Origin of the sequence: Peribacillus acanthi, from assembly GCF_003073175.1 — a bacterium.
Lineage (GTDB): Bacteria > Bacillota > Bacilli > Bacillales > DSM-1321 > Bacillus_BN > Bacillus_BN acanthi.
The window spans coordinates 43,653-61,102 of record NZ_QBBX01000016.1 but is presented as its reverse complement, the minus strand read 5'-3'; the positions used below and the strand labels follow the sequence as shown (position 1 = coordinate 61,102).

General features: G+C 36.9%; 19 protein-coding genes and 1 other annotated feature. Of the genes, 5 read left to right on the top strand and 14 right to left on the bottom strand.

What is annotated here, in order from left to right:
• Position 1 precedes the first annotated feature (1 nt).
• Positions 2 to 1,741: a mechanosensitive ion channel gene (locus DBX25_RS15450; RefSeq protein WP_276309625.1), complete on the top strand. Its 1,740-nt coding sequence runs from the start codon at positions 2 to 4 to the stop codon at positions 1,739 to 1,741.
• A 54-nt stretch (positions 1,742 to 1,795) separates the two neighbouring features.
• On the opposite strand, the gene DBX25_RS15445 is transcribed toward DBX25_RS15450, so the two are convergent.
• The 3 genes from DBX25_RS15445 to rpmG all read right to left on the bottom strand — a co-directional run bounded on the left by DBX25_RS15445 (position 1,796) and on the right by rpmG (position 4,035).
• Positions 1,796 to 3,136, bottom strand: coding sequence for a sodium-dependent transporter (locus DBX25_RS15445; RefSeq protein WP_108671703.1), 1,341 nt, complete (start codon positions 3,134 to 3,136; stop codon positions 1,796 to 1,798).
• A 116-nt stretch (positions 3,137 to 3,252) separates the two neighbouring features.
• Positions 3,253 to 3,475: a binding site (T-box leader), on the bottom strand.
• Positions 3,476 to 3,615: 140 nt separating this feature from the next.
• Positions 3,616 to 3,864 (bottom strand): type B 50S ribosomal protein L31, encoded by a 249-nt coding sequence (locus DBX25_RS15440; RefSeq protein ID WP_108671702.1) that lies wholly within the window; start codon positions 3,862 to 3,864, stop codon positions 3,616 to 3,618.
• Between the two features lie 21 nt (positions 3,865 to 3,885).
• Positions 3,886 to 4,035, bottom strand: coding sequence for a 50S ribosomal protein L33 (rpmG, locus tag DBX25_RS15435; RefSeq protein ID WP_108671701.1), 150 nt, complete (start codon positions 4,033 to 4,035; stop codon positions 3,886 to 3,888).
• A gap of 167 nt (positions 4,036 to 4,202) precedes the next feature.
• Between rpmG and DBX25_RS15430 the strand changes: the two genes are divergently transcribed.
• Both DBX25_RS15430 and DBX25_RS15425 read left to right on the top strand, forming a co-directional pair.
• Positions 4,203 to 5,375, top strand: a complete 1,173-nt coding sequence (locus tag DBX25_RS15430; protein WP_108671700.1) for a GTP-binding protein — start codon at positions 4,203 to 4,205, stop codon at positions 5,373 to 5,375.
• A 139-nt stretch (positions 5,376 to 5,514) separates the two neighbouring features.
• Entirely contained in the window at positions 5,515 to 5,802 is a 288-nt protein-coding gene (locus DBX25_RS15425) for a DUF3817 domain-containing protein (protein WP_108671699.1), read from the top strand.
• Positions 5,803 to 5,839: 37 nt separating this feature from the next.
• On the opposite strand, the gene DBX25_RS15420 is transcribed toward DBX25_RS15425, so the two are convergent.
• The 9 genes from DBX25_RS15420 to DBX25_RS15380 form a co-directional block, all read right to left on the bottom strand.
• Positions 5,840 to 6,100, bottom strand: a complete 261-nt coding sequence (locus DBX25_RS15420) for a hypothetical protein (RefSeq protein WP_108671698.1) — start codon at positions 6,098 to 6,100, stop codon at positions 5,840 to 5,842.
• A 68-nt stretch (positions 6,101 to 6,168) separates the two neighbouring features.
• Positions 6,169 to 7,842 (bottom strand): ABC1 kinase family protein, encoded by a 1,674-nt coding sequence (locus DBX25_RS15415; protein WP_108671697.1) that lies wholly within the window; start codon positions 7,840 to 7,842, stop codon positions 6,169 to 6,171.
• Positions 7,843 to 8,020: 178 nt separating this feature from the next.
• Positions 8,021 to 9,094 (bottom strand): ABC transporter substrate-binding protein, encoded by a 1,074-nt coding sequence (locus tag DBX25_RS15410; RefSeq protein WP_108671696.1) that lies wholly within the window; start codon positions 9,092 to 9,094, stop codon positions 8,021 to 8,023.
• Positions 9,091 to 9,891 (bottom strand): ABC transporter permease, encoded by an 801-nt coding sequence (locus DBX25_RS15405; RefSeq protein WP_108671695.1) that lies wholly within the window; start codon positions 9,889 to 9,891, stop codon positions 9,091 to 9,093. The genes DBX25_RS15410 and DBX25_RS15405 overlap by 4 nt, the downstream gene beginning before the upstream one ends.
• Positions 9,881 to 10,693: an ABC transporter permease gene (locus DBX25_RS15400; protein WP_108671694.1), complete on the bottom strand. Its 813-nt coding sequence runs from the start codon at positions 10,691 to 10,693 to the stop codon at positions 9,881 to 9,883. Before DBX25_RS15400 ends, DBX25_RS15405 begins: the two co-directional genes overlap by 11 nt.
• On the bottom strand, positions 10,683 to 11,792 hold the full coding sequence (locus DBX25_RS15395) for an ABC transporter ATP-binding protein (RefSeq protein WP_108671693.1): 1,110 nt from the start codon (positions 11,790 to 11,792) through the stop codon (positions 10,683 to 10,685). Before DBX25_RS15395 ends, DBX25_RS15400 begins: the two co-directional genes overlap by 11 nt.
• An 89-nt stretch (positions 11,793 to 11,881) precedes the next feature.
• Positions 11,882 to 12,424: a helix-turn-helix domain-containing protein gene (locus DBX25_RS15390; RefSeq protein ID WP_108671692.1), complete on the bottom strand. Its 543-nt coding sequence runs from the start codon at positions 12,422 to 12,424 to the stop codon at positions 11,882 to 11,884.
• A gap of 168 nt (positions 12,425 to 12,592) precedes the next feature.
• Complete coding sequence (locus DBX25_RS15385; protein WP_240620344.1) at positions 12,593 to 13,816, bottom strand: MDR family MFS transporter; 1,224 nt, start codon at positions 13,814 to 13,816, stop codon at positions 12,593 to 12,595.
• A gap of 122 nt (positions 13,817 to 13,938) precedes the next feature.
• Positions 13,939 to 14,274, bottom strand: coding sequence for a hydrolase (locus tag DBX25_RS15380; protein ID WP_108671691.1), 336 nt, complete (start codon positions 14,272 to 14,274; stop codon positions 13,939 to 13,941).
• Positions 14,275 to 14,483: 209 nt separating this feature from the next.
• On the opposite strand from DBX25_RS15380, the gene DBX25_RS21665 reads away from it, so the two are divergent.
• Positions 14,484 to 14,609: a hypothetical protein gene (locus DBX25_RS21665; RefSeq protein WP_276309624.1), complete on the top strand. Its 126-nt coding sequence runs from the start codon at positions 14,484 to 14,486 to the stop codon at positions 14,607 to 14,609.
• Between the two features lie 169 nt (positions 14,610 to 14,778).
• Here DBX25_RS21665 and DBX25_RS15375 read toward each other — a convergent pair whose 3' ends face one another.
• Entirely contained in the window at positions 14,779 to 15,489 is a 711-nt protein-coding gene (locus tag DBX25_RS15375; RefSeq protein WP_108671690.1) for a TerC family protein, read from the bottom strand.
• Between the two features lie 335 nt (positions 15,490 to 15,824).
• Between DBX25_RS15375 and DBX25_RS15370 the strand changes: the two genes are divergently transcribed.
• Positions 15,825 to 16,304 (top strand): DinB family protein, encoded by a 480-nt coding sequence (locus tag DBX25_RS15370; protein ID WP_108671689.1) that lies wholly within the window; start codon positions 15,825 to 15,827, stop codon positions 16,302 to 16,304.
• A 54-nt stretch (positions 16,305 to 16,358) separates the two neighbouring features.
• Here DBX25_RS15370 and DBX25_RS21440 read toward each other — a convergent pair.
• Positions 16,359 to 17,450 (bottom strand): penicillin acylase family protein (locus DBX25_RS21440; protein ID WP_240620342.1); only part of this gene is annotated, 1,092 nt, incomplete at its 5' end.

Below are 17,450 nucleotides of genomic sequence, written 5' to 3'. Positions count from 1 at the left end.
TTTGGAAAAATATCAGTTTTGGAATGGGTGGAACAGCCTCGCCCTCGACCTACCCGACTTATTAATGGCACTTGTTGTTCTATTTATTGGATGGATGGTAGCCAAACTTATTGAAAAAGTGGTGGAAAAAGCTCTTAAGAAAACAAATCTTGATAATAAACTTTTCCCCCAAAGAACTAATAGGAAATATTCTTCAGAAAAAATAATTAGCAAAATCATCTACTTTTTGATTCTTGTGTTTGTTTTTGTATTGTTCTTTAACATGTTGAGCATGAGTTTCATTGCAGCACCTTTTGTGAATATGCTATCTTCTATTACTTCGGCTATTCCTAAAGTATTGAAGGCAGCCCTAATCTTACTCGTTGCTTGGGCAATTGCTTCAGCTTTAAAGTTTATGATCAAGAAAGCAGGAAGCACACTTCGCTTTAATCGATTATTTTCAAAGTTTAAAATGGGAGATTCACAGGTTTCAAGTGAAAATATCATTGATAAAGTAGCTAATGTTGTTTTTTATCTTGTACTGTTACTCTTCTTACCAGCTGTATTATCTGCATTAGATATGGATGGTATATCTGAACCTTTCACGGGTATGCTGCACGACATTTTAGCATTCTTACCAAACTTAATTGGAGCAGCACTTATTCTGTTTATCGGCTGGTTTGTAGCCAAACTAGTTCGTGACATCTTAACTAACTTCTTACAAAGTATCGGCACAGAAAAGCTTGTTCACCGAATGGGTTTAGGGAAATTAGTTGAAGGAACTTCTCTATCTTCCATCATTGGAAATATTGTATTTGTTTTAATATTAATTCCAGTAGTCATCGCTGCCTTAGAGCGTTTAAACATTGAAGGCATCTCCGAACCTGCCATCGCTATGTTAAACGATATTTTGACTATGATTCCAAACATTATTATCGCAATTCTGTTTATAATTGCTGGCCTTTGGGTTGGTAAAATGGTCAAGAATTTCGTTTCTGGATTCTTAAAACGAGTTGGCTTAGACTCAATTATGAATGGGATCGGCATTAAAGGAAAATCTTCTACAAATACAACATCTCTATCAGATATCTTAGGCTATATCGCGCAGATTATCGTTGTTCTATTATTTGTAGTACAAGCTCTTAATATTGTAAAACTAGATTTCTTAGTTACTCTAGCAACAGGCGTAATTGCTTATCTTCCACACGTGATTGCCGCACTGATTATTTTAGCAGTTGGATTATATGTAGGTAACTTCATTCAGAAGGTACTAAAGAGCATGTTCACAGGCGAACATTTTACATTGCTAGCATCCATCGCTAAATATGCGATCATTGCTATTGCCTTCTTCATGGCTCTAGACCAATTAGGTGTGGCAGACACAATCGTTAATGCTGCCTTTATCTTAATTCTTGGTGGCCTAGCGTTAGCATTCGGTTTAGCATTCGGACTTGGCGGCAAGGATTTCGCTTCAAAGTATTTAAACAAACTCGATCATAAAATCGAAAACACAAAAGTAACGATGCCGCCGAAACACGAGCGTCCTTCATTTAAACCAGAGGGCACAAATATGAAACCGAAAAGTGGAGAAATCCAAAAGCAAAACAATCATTTTGAGATCGACCCCCAAAATAACCGTTCTAGCTATGACTCATCTTTAACAGGAGATACTGGTCATATAGATTTTTATGATCGTCAAACACCAACTCCTGAAAATGAAGAGTATCGTCCGAAGCGTGATAATGACGACTTCAAGATTTAATATTAACTAGAAAAAACAGCGGCCACTTGGAATGGTCCGCTGTTTTTTCATTTCTTATCTAAATACTCCAAGTGAATCTAAAAACACGATGACAATCACGACTGGAACAACAAATCTCATGACATAATACCAAATAGTGAAAAAGGCATTACCTGCTTTAGAATTTCGAAGCAATTCCTCTTTCAATCTTGATTTTTTTATCTTTAAAGGAACAAAAATAGCAATTAGTAACGATCCAATTGGAAGAAGGATATTACTTACAAGATAATCTGCTGCGTCAAAAATACTTTTATCAAGGATGAGAAAATCTCCTAATAGACCATAAGATAATGCAGAAGGAATGCCTAATATGAAAATGAGAATTCCGGTTATCCAAGAATAGGCCGCACGTTTTTCCGTTTTTCCCTTTACTAATGAAGCTACTACTATTTCCAACATGGAAAAGGCTGATGTTAACGTAGCAAATAAGAATAGCGCTAAGAATAATACTAAAAACAATTCGCCGAATACAATTTGTTGAAATACAGAAGGTAACACGATGAATAGTAAACCAGGGCCTGCCGTTGGTTCTAGCCCTAGTGAAAACACAGCTGGGAAAATGGCAAGACCAGCTAACATGGCAATCAATAGATTTAACCAAACTACCGACAAAGCCGGTTGGATGAGGCTTTCTTTTTTAGATAAATACGAGCTGTACGTTACCATTACTGATACCCCAACACTTAGGGAGAAGAAGGATTGCCCCATGGCAAACAATATACTTTCTGACGAAATTCCCGAAAAATTAGGAGCTAGGAAAAACTTTACTCCTTCCATGGCATTTTCCAATGTCAAAGAACGAACAATCAGCACAAGGAATAAAATGAAAAGTGCAGGCATCATTAGCTTGCTAGCTCGTTCAATTCCAGCTTGTACCCCTTTTGCTACCACGAGTATAGTAATTAACAAGAATGCACCTTGAGCAGTAATTACCAGTCCAGAACTACTAATTGTGGATTCAAAATATTGGCCATAATTTGCACCGTCTTGAATTAATCCACCAAACAAACCTTTTACAAAATATAAGACAATCCATCCACCAATGACACTGTAAAATGACAACAAGATAAAGCATGTTATCACTCCTAGTATTCCAATCCAATGCCACTTTGAATGAGGCGCAATCGCTTGATAAGCTCGAATCGCTTCTTTCCCTGTGGTACGGCCTATCACGAATTCAGCCAATAACAGCGGGAGTCCAACAAATAATGAAAACAGGATAAACAGTAGAAAAAATGCTCCTCCTCCACTCACGCCTGTTACATAAGGCAACTTCCAAATAGCACCTATCCCAATCGCTGAACCTGCAGCAGCCAGGATAAAGCCGAGTCTTGAAGACCATTGTTCTTTTTCCATTGTTTTCCCTTCCTCTCTAGTAGCAATAATTTTTCTATGTGATTGCCCCAAATATCAAGTTGCATACTCTAGACAAACCATAGAAAATAAAAAAGCCACATCCCTATTCTAAAAAGAATAGGGACGTGGCTTGAACACGCGGTACCACCCTACTTGGAAGAATCTATACTTCTTCCCGCTTAAAAAGTTAACGATTTCCCGTCTTCAAAGGAAAAAGGTCTTCTTTGAAGAACAGCTCCAAGATTGAAATTCACCATAGTCTTTGTGTCAGTTCACACCACCCACTGACTCTCTTGAAACAGGGAGACTGGCTTAATAGGTTCTCTTCAACGCTGCATAGTATTTATGTGATAAAAGATAATAATCGAAATTATAGTATGATAACTTAGGTTCGTCAACTATTAAATTTCAGAAAATTTTAACATAATCAAATAAAAGCTGTTGATAAGTGAGTCGCTCCTCACCTATCAACAGCTTTTTTAATTCTTTAAATTGTATTTTTTATTGAATCGATCCACTCTGCCACCTTTGTCCGCAAACTTTTGTTTCCCGGTGTAAAATGGATGAGTATCCGAGCTGACCTCTATTTTGAGCAATGGATACGTGTTACCATCTTGCCATTCAATCGTTTCATTTGAAGTTTTTGTAGATCCGCTTAGAAAAGCATACCCGCTATTTGTATCCATGAATACGACCTTTTGATAGTTTGGGTGAATACCTGATTTCATTTAGATTTTCCTCCACGTAAATTATTTCGTTTCACGATGTAAAGTTTTTCTTTTTAGACGGGGAGAATACTTCATAAGTTCTAAACGATCTGGGTTATTACGTTTGTTTTTAGTTGTAATATAATTTCTATCCCCTGTTTCAGTACATTGTAAAGTGATATTCACTCGCATATTTATTCCTCCTAATCGACTTATAAATCGTAATGATTACTATTTAGTATTTTATCATCAATTTCTCAAAAGTCAAATCGTAATTAATACGATTTATATTTACAAAATTGGATATGAAGTTTATAGTGTAAATCGTAATAATTACGAATTATAAACGGAGGCAAAAAATGAAAATTCCTGTTACAGTTCTTAGCGGGTACTTAGGTGCCGGTAAAACAACTTTGTTAAAACATATATTAACTAATCAAGAAAACTTAAAAATCGCAGTAATCGTCAATGACATGAGTGAATTAAACATTGATGCAAAGCTAATTAAAAATGGGCAAATAAGTCGGACAGAAGAAAAATTAGTGGAGCTACAGAATGGATGCATTTGTTGTACCCTACGTGAGGATTTAATGAAAGAAGTGGAGCGTTTAGCTTTGGAAGGTCAAATCGATTATATTGTTATTGAATCATCCGGAATTAGTGAGCCTATTCCTGTTGCACAAACCTTTACTTATATGGATGAGGAATTAGGAATCGATTTAACCAAGTTTTGTCAGCTAGATTGCATGGTAACCGTGGTTGATTCTAACAGCTTTTGGGAAGATTATGCTTCCGGAGAAACATTGCTGGACCGTGCTCAAGGAACAGATGAACATGATCAAAGAGACATTGCTGACCTTCTACTAGATCAAATCGAATTTGCCAATGTCATTGTATTAAATAAATCAGACCTATTAGAAGAGCATGACTTACTTGAGTTGATAAGCTTTCTAAAGAAAATGAACCCTGACGCGGAAATCATTCCGACTAACTATTCAGAAGTTCCATTACCTGCTATCCTTCATACGAATCAGTTTGATTTTGATGCTGTAAGCCAGTCAGCCGGCTGGTTAAAAGAACTAAATGAGGAACATATACCTGAAACAGAAGAATACGGCATTTCTTCGTTTGTATATAGGAGACGTCTACCTTTTCACCCAGAACGACTATTGAAATGGATGGAAGATTGGCCAATTGATATTGTACGTGCAAAAGGATTCTTTTGGTTAGCAAGTAGAAATTCAACTATGGGTATGCTGTCTCAGGCTGGCTCGGCCGTAACTATTCAAGGAGCAGGTGAATGGGTCGCTGAAATGTCACCAGAAGAAATCGAACAAATTCTTCAAGAAGACCCAGATTTGAAGAAAAAGTGGGATCCTGTATTTGGGGATCGTATGACAGAGTTAGTATTGATTGGTATAGATATGAACCATGCCGAGGTCACCGAATCATTAGACTCTTGTTTGATGACTGAGGATGAATTACTTGAGGATTGGACAGAATTGATAGATCGATTCCCCGTATTCTCATAACATAAAAAAATAAGAGATTGATGGGATTGTCATGAAAAATCCATAATGTAATAATCTATATAAAGGAAATGATAGAATACTGTGATATACTTCTTTGGTAGAAACAAAGGGGAAATTTATTTTTCTGGAGGAAAATGAATTGAAAAAAAGTTTACTATCACTGCGATGGCTTGCCATTTCTGAAGGTATTTCCTATCTTGTACTATTACTAATTGCGATGCCTTTAAAATATTGGGCAGGCATTCCAGAGGTTGTTACGGTAGTCGGAGGCCTTCATGGTCTTTTATTCGTCCTATATGTTTTCGCTGTAATCGCGGTTAAGTTTACAGCCAAATGGTCATTCCTTTGGGCAATCTGGGCAGTCTTCCTATCTTTCGTCCCGTTTGGAACATTCTGGATCGATAAACAAGTGAAAAAACATATTTAACTTAATAAAACCCGCCAAATTTGGCGGGTTTTTATAGTTACTTACTTTCATCCGTCTTCTTTGTCCATTTGAAATTCAAATAAGTGATGACGATAAATAATAAAATGCCCAATCCAATCATACTCCAAGCATAATAAGGCACTTGCGAAATTGCGACACTATCATTAATTTCAAATCCTAAAAACGATATTCCCATTCCATCACCATCAATATTTTTGGCATCTTTAAGAATTCGAACACCACTTCCGATTAATAACGCGGTTATGAATATAAAGATAAAACGAATAGCTCTTGGCATACGGTAACGGCTCCTTTTTTCTTTCTATTATAGGCTCTATGAAAATAAAAAGAAAAGCGCCATATAATCTATTTGAATCTCGATTTGATAATTGAAATGAAAACTCCACTAAAAATGATTAAAAGTGCCATGGAAACAAACAATCCGACATCCACTGATCGCAACGATGGGTATAGATAATCGGAAGAATTATAAGTTATCCCTAAGATGATGCTGCCAATAATTATGCTTAAGGCTAACATAATGATACTTAATACTATGAGATGGGCAATTTTTTCAAATCTTTTTACGGTCGGCTCTTCCATCTTCATGTGGATGTTCAATTTTGTTTGTCCTTGTGAAAAATCATGTAAGATTGTATTCATATAATCTGGAGCTTTCACAAATAATTCCTCATATTTAGGAATCAATCTCTCCACTTCTCTAGCTAATGAACCTGGTTTTACCTTATTCGTTGCAATATGGTCTCCAATGTCTGCAATCAATGGGTCCAATTGAAAATGTGGATTTAACTTTTCAATCGTGCTTTCTAATTTCAATAGTGTATTCCCTACAAGTACAAACTCTGATGGCAGATAAATACCATGTTTTGATACGATAAAAAATAAATCCTGTATACTTTCCCCTATACTAATATCTGATAAAGAAGCCTCCATATAGCAATCTATGAATTCATCTATGTCTCTTGTAAAATCAATAACGTCTAGGTTTTTGGGTGCACCTAGCTTAACGATGCTGTAAACCATTCCTTCAACATCCCTATTTTTCATTGCCATCATAATTTGATTAAAAATGGTTTGTGTTTGGGATCTCATTTTCCCAACGCTCCCAAAATCAAGAAAACTAACTTTCCCTTCCCTCATAAGCAATATGTTCCCTGGATGGAGGTCCGCATGAAAGAAGCCATCCACGAAAATTTGTTGAAAAATGCTTCTAGAAAGTAAATCAGCAAGTTCCACTTTAGTTTCTTGCATCATAAGGTTGATCGTTTCTTCTGTTAACATTTCCCCTTCCACGTACTCCATCATCATTGCTCTTTTCGTGGTGAATTGACCATATACCTTCGGAATGTAAATCCGTTCTCCTTGAATTAATTTCCGCATCTTTAGACAATTGGCAGCCTCTTTTTTATAATCTAACTCCTTCTCAAGTGACAGGATAAACTCTCTCGCCAATTGTGAAATTCGGAGCCTCTTTCCCCATTCGGCATGGTTTTCAGCAAGTTCCGCTAATTGTTCAATGATTCTGCTATCCTTTTCAAGTGTTTCCTCTACATGTGGACGTTGTATTTTCACAGCCACTTCTTCCCCTGTTACAAGGAGCGCCTTATGCACTTGTCCCAAGGAAGCCACACCAATTGGATTCGGATCGAACTCCTTAAATATCGAACGAAAATCGATGTTCCATTCTTTCTGCAAGATTTCCATTACAGTCGGGAATGGAATAGGCGAAGCATGATCATGGAGCTTGCTGAGTTCTTTCGTGATATCCTTGGGCAACAAGTCTCCCCTAGTTGCCAGAAATTGACCGAACTTTACAAAGGTTGGACCCAGCTCTTCAAAAGATTGACGCAACCTCTCTCCTCTCGTTCTATTATCGCTTTTTTTATGAAATGTAAGAATTTTATATGCAGCAGGAAAAATGCGAAGCAAACCTAATTCTTTAATGTGTAAAGCAAAGCCATTTTTAGACATACTCTTAATGATTTCCAAATACCTACCTGCTAGTCCATTCCTAATCATCGGACAACCTCTCCTACGTTACCTTTTTTATATTGTTCTAATATCCTAAAAGCACGTCTATGAAACAGATTTTCCTTGTAGGAACGCTATTTATTATGGAAGTCTTAAAATTTAGCAGTATACTGTTTAAAAAAACACCCACTCCTCTAGTTGTGAACTTGAGGGTGGGTGTTTTATCCTATTTACTATGCATTTTGAATTCTAGGAAAAGCTCATTGTAATAGGCAAGCATTTTCTTCCCTAAGTTTTCATAAACTTCAAGTTTATCAGTTAGCTCAGGGTCTGGATAAAATCGTTTATCGCTAGAAATGTCTTCTGGTAAGAAATCCATCGCTTTTTCATTTGGAGTGGAATATCCAACATATTCAGCATTTTGGGCTGCATTTTTCGGGTCAAGGATGAAATTCATGAATTGATGAGCTCCATTAATATTTTTCGCTGTTTTCGGAATGACCATGTTATCGAACCATAGATTCGATCCTTCCTTAGGAACAACATAATCCAGTTTTTCATTTTCCCACATGATTTCTGCGGCATCTCCTGACCATACAACGCCTACTGCAGCTTCTTCATTTGCTATTAACATTTTTATTTCGTCGCCAACTATGGCTTTTACGTTAGGAGTTAACGTATCCAGCTTTTCTTTAGCTTCAAGTAGATGATTTTTATCGGTATCGTTTAAAGAGTAATGAAGGCTGTTCAATCCCATCCCCATTACTTCACGAGCACCGTCCACCAGGAGGATTTGATTGCGTAAATCCTTATCCCATAAATCCGCCCAACTTGACAACTTTTTGCCACCTAACATCTCTGAATTGTATACGATTCCAACTGTTCCCCAAAAGTAAGGAATAGAATACTCATTTTTAGGATCAAACGATAAATCCATAAATCGTGAGTTAATAAAAGGAAGGTTAGGTAGTTGCGTATGGTCGATTGGAATCAGTAAATCTTCTTCCTTCATTTTTGCAATGGCGTATTCAGAAGGGACAGCTATGTCAAAAGTGGTTCCACCTTGCTTAATCTTTGTCATCATCGCTTCATTGGAATCAAAGGTTTGATAGATTACTTTTAAACCGGATTGCTTCTCGAATTTTTCAATAAGATCCGGGTCGATATAATCTCCCCAATTATAAATAGTCAATGTGTTACCTCCGGAGTACCCTTCAGAAGAGTTTAGCTCGTTTAGGATATACAATAATCCCATTGATACTAGGAAAACAGCAATAAAAGCCCTTACTAATTGTTTCAATTCCCACTCACCCCTCTCGGACGATTATTACGTTGGTTAATAAAGTAATAACCGATAACTAATGCAATGGTGAATAGGAATATAAGAGTTGATAGTGCATTAATATTTAAGGAGATTCCTTGACGTGCCAAAGAATATATCTCAACTGAAAGAGTAGTAAATCCGTTTCCTGTAACAAAGAAAGTAACGGCAAAATCATCAAGAGAATACGTCAATGCCATGAAAAACCCTGCAAATACCCCTGGAGAAATGAATGGCAAAATGACTTTTGTTAACACGTCAAATCTACTTGCACCTAAATCCAACGCAGCATCTATCAATGATGGGCTCATTTCCTGTAGCTTAGGAAGAACCATGATTACAACAATCGGAATACTAAAAGCAATGTGCGACAACAAGACGGACGTAAAGCCAAGTTTGATTCCTACAATCGTGAACAATATTAGAAAAGAAGCACCAATGATGACATCTGGGCTTACAATTAACACATTATTCAACGACAGAAAGGATTGTTTCATCTGTCTGTTTTTCATGTACATAATCCCAAGTGCGCCAAGAACACCTATGATTGTGGCTATAGCGGACGAAAGTAGGGCAATGACGAAGGTATTTAAAACAATAATTAATAAACGAGTGTCCTTAAATACCTCTTTATACCATTCCAAGGTAAACCCTTCAAAATCATGCATGGTGCCACCACTATTGAAAGAATAGAAAACTAGATAGAATATCGGGGCATACAGAATGAAAAATACGAGTGCTAAATAGAGCTTTGAAAGGTTTCCGTTACTTTTCAATCCTGATCCCTCTCTTTCTATTTCCTGTTGCTAGCATAATGGCAAACATCGTTAAGATTAAAAATACAGCAATCGTAGCACCCATTCCCCAGTCTTGGGTCACAAGGAAGTGTTGTTCGATGGCTGTACCAAGTGTTATAACACGATTTCCAGAGATCAGCCTTGTAATCATGAATAAGGACAATGCTGGTATGAAAACAGCCTGGCACCCCGCCTTCACTCCATCAATCGTTAAAGGGAACACTACTCGACGAAAAGTCGTCCAATTAGATGCCCCTAAATCTAAGGAAGCATAAACCATTGATGGATTCAGCTTCTCTAAAGCATTAAAGATCGGCAAAATCATAAATGGTATGAAAATGTATACAGATACGAAAACAAAACTAAAATCCGTAAATAAGATTTGTTTGGAGCCAATCCCCATGACTTCCAAGAAAGCGTTGACAGGTCCAAATGTTCCGAATATCCCCAAAAATGCATATGCCTTCAACAGTAAATTAATCCATGACGGCAAGATAATCAATAAAAGCCAAAGCTGCTTATGCTTCGTCTTCGTTAAAAGATAGGCCGTTGGATATGCTATCAGCAAGGAAAATGCTGTAATAAGAAAGGCATACCAAAAGGAACTTAAAGTCATCTTCAGATAAACAGGAGTGAAAAATTTCTGGTAGTTAATAAGAGAGAAATCTCCCTCTATATTAAAGAACGAGTAGTATACCACTAAGACAATGGGTGCAATAACAAATAATGCAACCCATAAGAGATAAGGCACAAGATATAAAGGTTTTGTTTTATTTCTCATGTTCTAAAACCTCATCGTAAGCCTCAAGACGTTTATCAAATTCCTCTTCTGTCTCACCCGGCATCATTACATGAATTGCTTCTGGTTCAAAGAATAATCCGATTTTTTCACCTACAGTAGCTTTCTTGGTGGAATGCACGAGCCACTCATTTCCATCTTCATCATAGCAAGAGATTTCATAGTGGACACCACGGAACAATTGAGTATCTACCTTCACTTGAAGCTTACCTTTTTCTGGAGTGGTAATTTCCAAATCCTCAGGACGAATGACAATTTCAATTCCCTCATTCGGTTTTAAACCACCATCGACACACTCAAATTGTTTACCGGTGAATTCTACTAAATAATCTCGGACCATACGTCCCTTTACTATATTCGATTCTCCAATGAAGTCTGCAACGAATCGATTAATCGGCTCATCGTAAATATCAATTGGTGTCCCACTTTGGACTATTTTCCCTTTGTTTAAAACAAAGATTTCATCGGACATTGCCAGAGCTTCTTCCTGATCATGTGTTACAAAGATAAAAGTAATTCCCAATCGACGTTGCAGTTCTCGAAGCTCATATTGCATTTCAGTCCTTAATTTCAGGTCTAATGCAGAAAGAGGCTCATCCAGTAGAATAACTTCTGGCTCATTTACAATCGCGCGAGCAATGGCTACACGTTGGCGTTGCCCACCAGACATTTCACTGATTTCTCTGGATTCATACCCTTCCAAATTAACAAAGCGCAAGGCTTCCATTACTTTTTTATGAACCTCATCATTTTTCATCTTTTTAATTCTCAATCCGAATGCTACATTTTCAAAGACGTTGAGATGTGGGAAAAGGGCATAGTCTTGAAATACTGTGTTCACTTGTCGCCGATTGGCTGGGACACGATTAACGACTTTGTTGTTAATGAAGATATCCCCTTCAGAAGGTTCAATGAATCCAGCAATTAATCGAAGTATGGTCGTTTTCCCACATCCTGAGGGACCAAGCAAAGTATAAAATTTCCCTCGCTCAATCTCAAAACTTACATTTTCCAATACAGCTGGGTCAGCATCATATTTCTTCGTCACATTCTCAAAACGAATGATTGTATTATTAGTCATAACTATCTCCTTTCCCTGTCCATATACACCCTTCAGACTTCAGATATAAATAAGACTTAGTAGCTTACGAGACTTTATTTTTCCTACATTTATAAATATGAATTAGTAACAACTAAGATTAATTCTGATTTCCCATCGAAATCATTGATTACCTGGTGGTTTTCAGAAGCATGAAAATAAATAGCCTCACCACTTTTAGCTGTATATTCATGCTTACCTAGCTTTACTACTACCCTACCTGATAGTACATATCCAAAAGTCTCGGATAATGAAGGCTCAAATGATTTGAATTCTCCTTTTTCCTCAAACGAAAGCATGATTGGTTCCATTTCCTTTTCATTAGACTCCGGAACTAACCATTGGATGCGATATCCACGTTCTTCATCCCAATATTCTGTTTGATCTTCTTCTGAGTACACGACCTTTTGGTCTCGATTTTCATCATCAAAAAATTCCTTCGGTGAGCAACCTAGTACCTCTAAAATGGAAAAGAAAGTTTCTATAGAAGGAGAGCTTAAGTCTCTTTCCAATTGTGAAATGTACCCTTTACTTAAGTCAGTTCTTTCTCCCAGCTCTTCTTGGGTAAGACCCTTTTTCAAACGTAAATTCTTAATTTTTTTTCCAATAAGCATATTTGTTAATCCCTCTGTTGTTTAAAATTAGTAAACTTCATGTGCATATAGTTTAATAATACATAACATTTAGTTTACAATCAATACTTTCGATACCTAGAAAAAGGGACTAATCTCAACTTCACTGCAACATTAAAGGCGACCTATTTATATTAGATCGCCTCTTTTTTATGCTTTTATCGTAGCATTTTTAGATATCGTCATTGAACTCCCTTTGTAAAAGAAAAGAGTACTTACCAGGACCAGAAGAGATATAGAAGTGAACATAAACGGTCCCCCTATTTCCGTCAATAGATACCCTCCCGCAATCGGACCGAAAAATGAACCTAGGCTCCGAAACTGGCTTGCACCAAAATAGGCTCCTCTCATCCCTTCTTCCGCTAATTGATCGATAACAAGGCTATTCGAAGGAAAGATTAAGATTTCTCCAATCGTTAGAAATCCCATGGAGACAAACAGACCTGACCAAGCATCAAAAAAGCCAAAACCAAACAATCCTATTCCCATGAACAAAGCTCCTGATACCATTAAATGCATCGGCTTAAATCTCTCGGTATAATGCGAAATGGGCATTTGGAGAATGATGACCATGATGGCATTCAATGACACCAAGATGGAATATAAGTACACACCCTTCGTAAAAGTATCTTTTAAGTACTGAGGAAGATTAGATTCTACTTGTGAGTAACCAGCATTCACCAAAATCGTTCCGAGAATCAACATTAATAGCATACGGTCCTTACGAATTACATGGAAAACCGCTTTTATTGACATTGTATTGTTTTTTCGATTAGTACTACCTGTAACCGATGAGGGCAAATGCTTATTCATTTGCAAGAACAGCATAGTAGCATACAGCAAATACATTGTTCCCGTAATTAAAAAGGTTAAATCTGCTGACTTAGTAGCGAAATATGCCCCTAACAGCGGACCAATAGCAGCACCTATATTAATAGCGGTGTAGCGCAGTGAAAAAGCTCTCATTCGATTTTCCCTTGGAGTCAAATCTGAGATTAGGGCTTGGGAAGTTGGTTCAAAGAACGAACGACATAGACCGTTCAATGCATTCAATAGAATAAATGCCACCGGGACACTAGCCATGGAAAAAGCAAAAAAGACACCTGACCAAATAAATAAAGCAATAATCATGATTGGTTTTCGCCCCAAACGATCGGATAAGTGTCCTCCAATGAATCCACCAATCGTACCAGTCAGTGGACTAATTCCAATCGTAATTCCTATTAGTATAGGGTGCATATCAAGGTTCTGTGATAAATAAATTGCTAAAAATGGCATAGTCATAAAAGATGCACCTCTAGCAAATATCGTACCTGCTAGTAAAGTCCAAACAATTGGATGAAACATCCTTATATATCTTTTTATCCCATTCATTCTGTTCCCCCACTTTATAACTACAACTAAGGACTGCCGCTTACGAAAGTCCTTAGTGATTGATTATATAATATTGGGAACAATTTGACATCTCATTTTACACTTTTAGGAAATCTACCCAACTAAAAATTGCTTCTCTCATTTAATTCGCTTTTTCCTATAATCCCCATACTTTCGATATGACTCTTTGTTTCCTTATCACCCAAAACATATAAATACCGATAAATATTAATCATAATCTCATCATATTGTTTGTCTTCTTTATCCTTATGGTATTCCTTAAAAGGGGTCTGTGCTCGAACAAACGTTTTTAACTCTGCAGAATAATTTTGCTCAAATAGAGCTTTTAACTTTGCAAATTCCTCATCTGTAGCATAGACAGTAAAATGTCCTCCTTCTTGGATAGGTTGCTTCAGGATTTCTCCACTTTTAATGTCTACATAATATATGTTCTTCAATGATAAACAACTCCTTTTTCTCTTTGTAGATATTTACCACTTACAAGTTCACTTTAACCATCGAAAAAATGGTATAATAGACCTATACTGAATTTATAAAATTATTTTCTCTCTACCCCCTTAAAGTGTCGAGCATTAAGCGAAGACTTTAGCATGATGCTTAATAAAGCCTCAAACGGGGTATAACTTCAGTATATGGAGGTAAGAAAATGAAACAATCATATATTAATATCGATCAGTTACTAGAAGCTACCACCGAATTTGCCGAAGAGACCTATTCACTGCTTCTAAAACCGATAGATATTGATCGTTTATTAAATAATACAAAAGAATAACTTATCACAGAGCCCATCTTTAAAATAGATGGGCTTTTTTTATTGGCTTTGTTAATTTTGGCTGTTGATATACGCCCCAGGTATTCTCTTTATCCGAGAGTCTCGCGGTCTTATTCAAAAAAAAGTGACCCGGACAATCGTATTTACGATTATCCAAGTCACCTTTTATTTACGAACCTACTTTTCTCAACGGTTGTTCTTCTTCTTCAAGTTGTTCTAATTCACTTTTTGGTTTATTTTTCATGCCAATCATGACTACAAGCCCTACGACTAGCAATTCAAAACCGTACTTCAAGAACCCGTTTGTGAAATAAACTTTCAAGAAGGGTTCTCCCACAATCATTTTCGCAGCTGTCCAAGCTAATATCGCTGCTCCAATGGTAATGATAACAGGGTATTTTTCTATGAACTTTAGAATAATTGTACTTCCCCACATTACAATTGGGATAGATACAAGTAATCCAATTACTACAAGCAGGAAGTTACCATGAGATGCACCTGCAACAGCCAATACATTATCTAATCCCATCAAAGCGTCCGCAATCAGAATTGTACGGATGGCTGCCCAAAAGCTGTCTCCAGCCTTTACATCTCCATGATCATCTTCTTCTACTAGTAGCTTGTACGCGATCCATACAAGCATTAAACCTCCAACCAGGTGAAGTCCTGGTACTTTAAGTAGCCATACCACCCCAATTGTTGCAACAGAACGTATCACGACTGCTCCAAGAGAACCGAATAAGATCGCCTTTTTCTGCTGTTCCTTTGGTAAGTTTCTAGCAGCTAATCCTATTAAGATTGCGTTATCTCCTGCCAATACCAAATCAATTGCAATGATGACCATCAACGCTGAAAAAAACTCTACACTAAGTATTTCCATGATGTACCTCCTTCTTTAATTCAGTGCAAATAAATAGACCTCTGCCTATATAAGGCAAAGGTCTCGCTAAGCAATTATATGCCAACACAGCCGATGGGTGGATGCCCATGTAATGACGACTGTATTTCAGATCGAAATCTGACGCTACTCCCCTTTACTAGAAAGGTAAGTCCTATTTAATTTATTCTTCTAAACTATTATATACTATTTAACTTCAAAATTAGAAGAAAAAAAGTCATCCTTTTTTTAGAAAATAACTAAATAAAACCAATAGACAAACATACGTTCCTTTTGTTAAGATAATTATAACAAATTTTACCTATTCGAGGTGTATTATGACCACATCTGTTCAGAATCTTGAAAAATTGATTCCGTTTACCCATTCACTTCAATCATTAGAACCTTCTTTGCTCGAAACTCCTTTGTCCGAAAATAACTGGTCGACTAAAGAAATATTGGCACACCTTTTCAGATGGGATATTTTCTTAATTGAAGTAGGTATACCAAGCATTCAAAATGATCAAACTATCTCTTTCCCTGACCATCATCAATATAATGATGAATCTGCAGCATTATCGAAACAAATGTCCAATGCTGATGTTATTGTTCAAACCATTAGCAAACGAAAAGAATTGCTTCAAATGCTTAATAACAATGGAATCCCTTTAGACACTCCTATTAATATTAACGGCCTAACACATGACACATCAACGAATGAACGCTTCACTCTTGAATACCTAATGCATGACTTTTCTTCTCATGATGCTCATCATATGAAGCAAATTGAAACATTCCTTCATCAACACCAATCTTGACTTACCTAGAATAGACGAAGGCCACTCATTAAGCGAGTGACCTCTCGTTTCTTACTAATTCTTAGGCAAGAGATTCAAAACATCTCCACTGTATTCGTCTAAAGCAGTGGCATGATAATTCCCTTCTGCCCAATCATCCATTTGATTCTGATACCATTTACTTTTCACATGTCCCGATTGACCTGGTCCCACAATATGATATCCTGTCCCCATATCTTTTGTATCTATAACAAACCTCCAGGAACCCCCATGATTTACAATACCATCATCATTTTTCGTAGCTGCTGCCTGCACAGTGACACTACTTCCACCTACTGGGACGCTTCCTTTATAGTTAAAGATATAATTTAATGGCGAAACACTGGATAGTGGGTGTTTGAATTGGATTTGATGTTCTTCTCCCCAAGTCCATTTATTCATATTTTTCCCCTGTAGGTCTTCAATATGATTTAAGGCTAACACTAAGGAGTCTCTGAGAACCTTGTTAATGTCTCCTTTTTCTTTAATCCAAGGGCCTGGATTTCCTTCAATGGCATTTCTCAACAATTGATCCACTACAGCTTTTCTTCCATTAAATAAATCCATTGCCTCTTCAGAAATATCCTCATGAAATAACACATGGGAAATCTTATTCATCCATACATGGAATACCAGTGGTGCTACTTCATCTTTAGAATCCTTGAAATCCCATTCTCTAAGCAACTTTAAAGCTTTTTCCTCTTTGTCTCCTTTTACATTTTGCATAATAGACAGAAACTGAGGAACAAACTCCCTTGCTTGCAGATTCATTTGGTCCATCTGCAGATCTTTCATATCTGTCAATGACACAACTTCTTTATCCTTAAGAACTTCCTGAATCCTAGCTTGTCGATAAGGCTGTGCCCAATGATGGCTGATATGATATGGATACTCATCCGAAATGACTTTATTATTAGCTGTAGAAATGAATCCCTCAATTGGATTGATTGTTTTAGGCAATTCATCAAAAGGGATGAAACCTTCCCATTCATACTCATCAGTCCATCCAGGGACAGGAAGTATGCTATCTCCCTTTTTACGGATAGGAATCTTACCATTGGCTTTATATGCGATGGTTCCATCCTGAGAGGCAAATACAAAATTTTGTGCAGGTGTTTCAAATTGTAG

Bases quoted from the DNA above. Each gene is read 5' to 3' on its own strand.
- DBX25_RS15430 (WP_108671700.1), top strand. From the start codon at position 4,203: ATGAAAATTCCTGTTACAGTTCTTAGCGGGTACTTAGGTGCCGGTAAA.
- DBX25_RS15415 (WP_108671697.1), bottom strand. From the start codon at position 7,842: ATGATTAGGAATGGACTAGCAGGTAGGTATTTGGAAATCATTAAGAGT.
- DBX25_RS15385 (WP_240620344.1), bottom strand. From the start codon at position 13,816: ATGAATGGGATAAAAAGATATATAAGGATGTTTCATCCAATTGTTTGG.
- DBX25_RS15370 (WP_108671689.1), top strand. From the start codon at position 15,825: ATGACCACATCTGTTCAGAATCTTGAAAAATTGATTCCGTTTACCCAT.
- DBX25_RS15445 (WP_108671703.1), bottom strand. From the start codon at position 3,136: ATGGAAAAAGAACAATGGTCTTCAAGACTCGGCTTTATCCTGGCTGCT.
- DBX25_RS15375 (WP_108671690.1), bottom strand. From the start codon at position 15,489: ATGGAAATACTTAGTGTAGAGTTTTTTTCAGCGTTGATGGTCATCATT.
- DBX25_RS15420 (WP_108671698.1), bottom strand. From the start codon at position 6,100: ATGCCAAGAGCTATTCGTTTTATCTTTATATTCATAACCGCGTTATTA.
- DBX25_RS15395 (WP_108671693.1), bottom strand. From the start codon at position 11,792: ATGACTAATAATACAATCATTCGTTTTGAGAATGTGACGAAGAAATAT.
- DBX25_RS15390 (WP_108671692.1), bottom strand. From the start codon at position 12,424: ATGCTTATTGGAAAAAAAATTAAGAATTTACGTTTGAAAAAGGGTCTT.
- DBX25_RS15440 (WP_108671702.1), bottom strand. From the start codon at position 3,864: ATGAAATCAGGTATTCACCCAAACTATCAAAAGGTCGTATTCATGGAT.
- DBX25_RS21665 (WP_276309624.1), top strand. From the start codon at position 14,484: ATGAAACAATCATATATTAATATCGATCAGTTACTAGAAGCTACCACC.
- rpmG (WP_108671701.1), bottom strand. From the start codon at position 4,035: ATGCGAGTGAATATCACTTTACAATGTACTGAAACAGGGGATAGAAAT.
- DBX25_RS15400 (WP_108671694.1), bottom strand. From the start codon at position 10,693: ATGAGAAATAAAACAAAACCTTTATATCTTGTGCCTTATCTCTTATGG.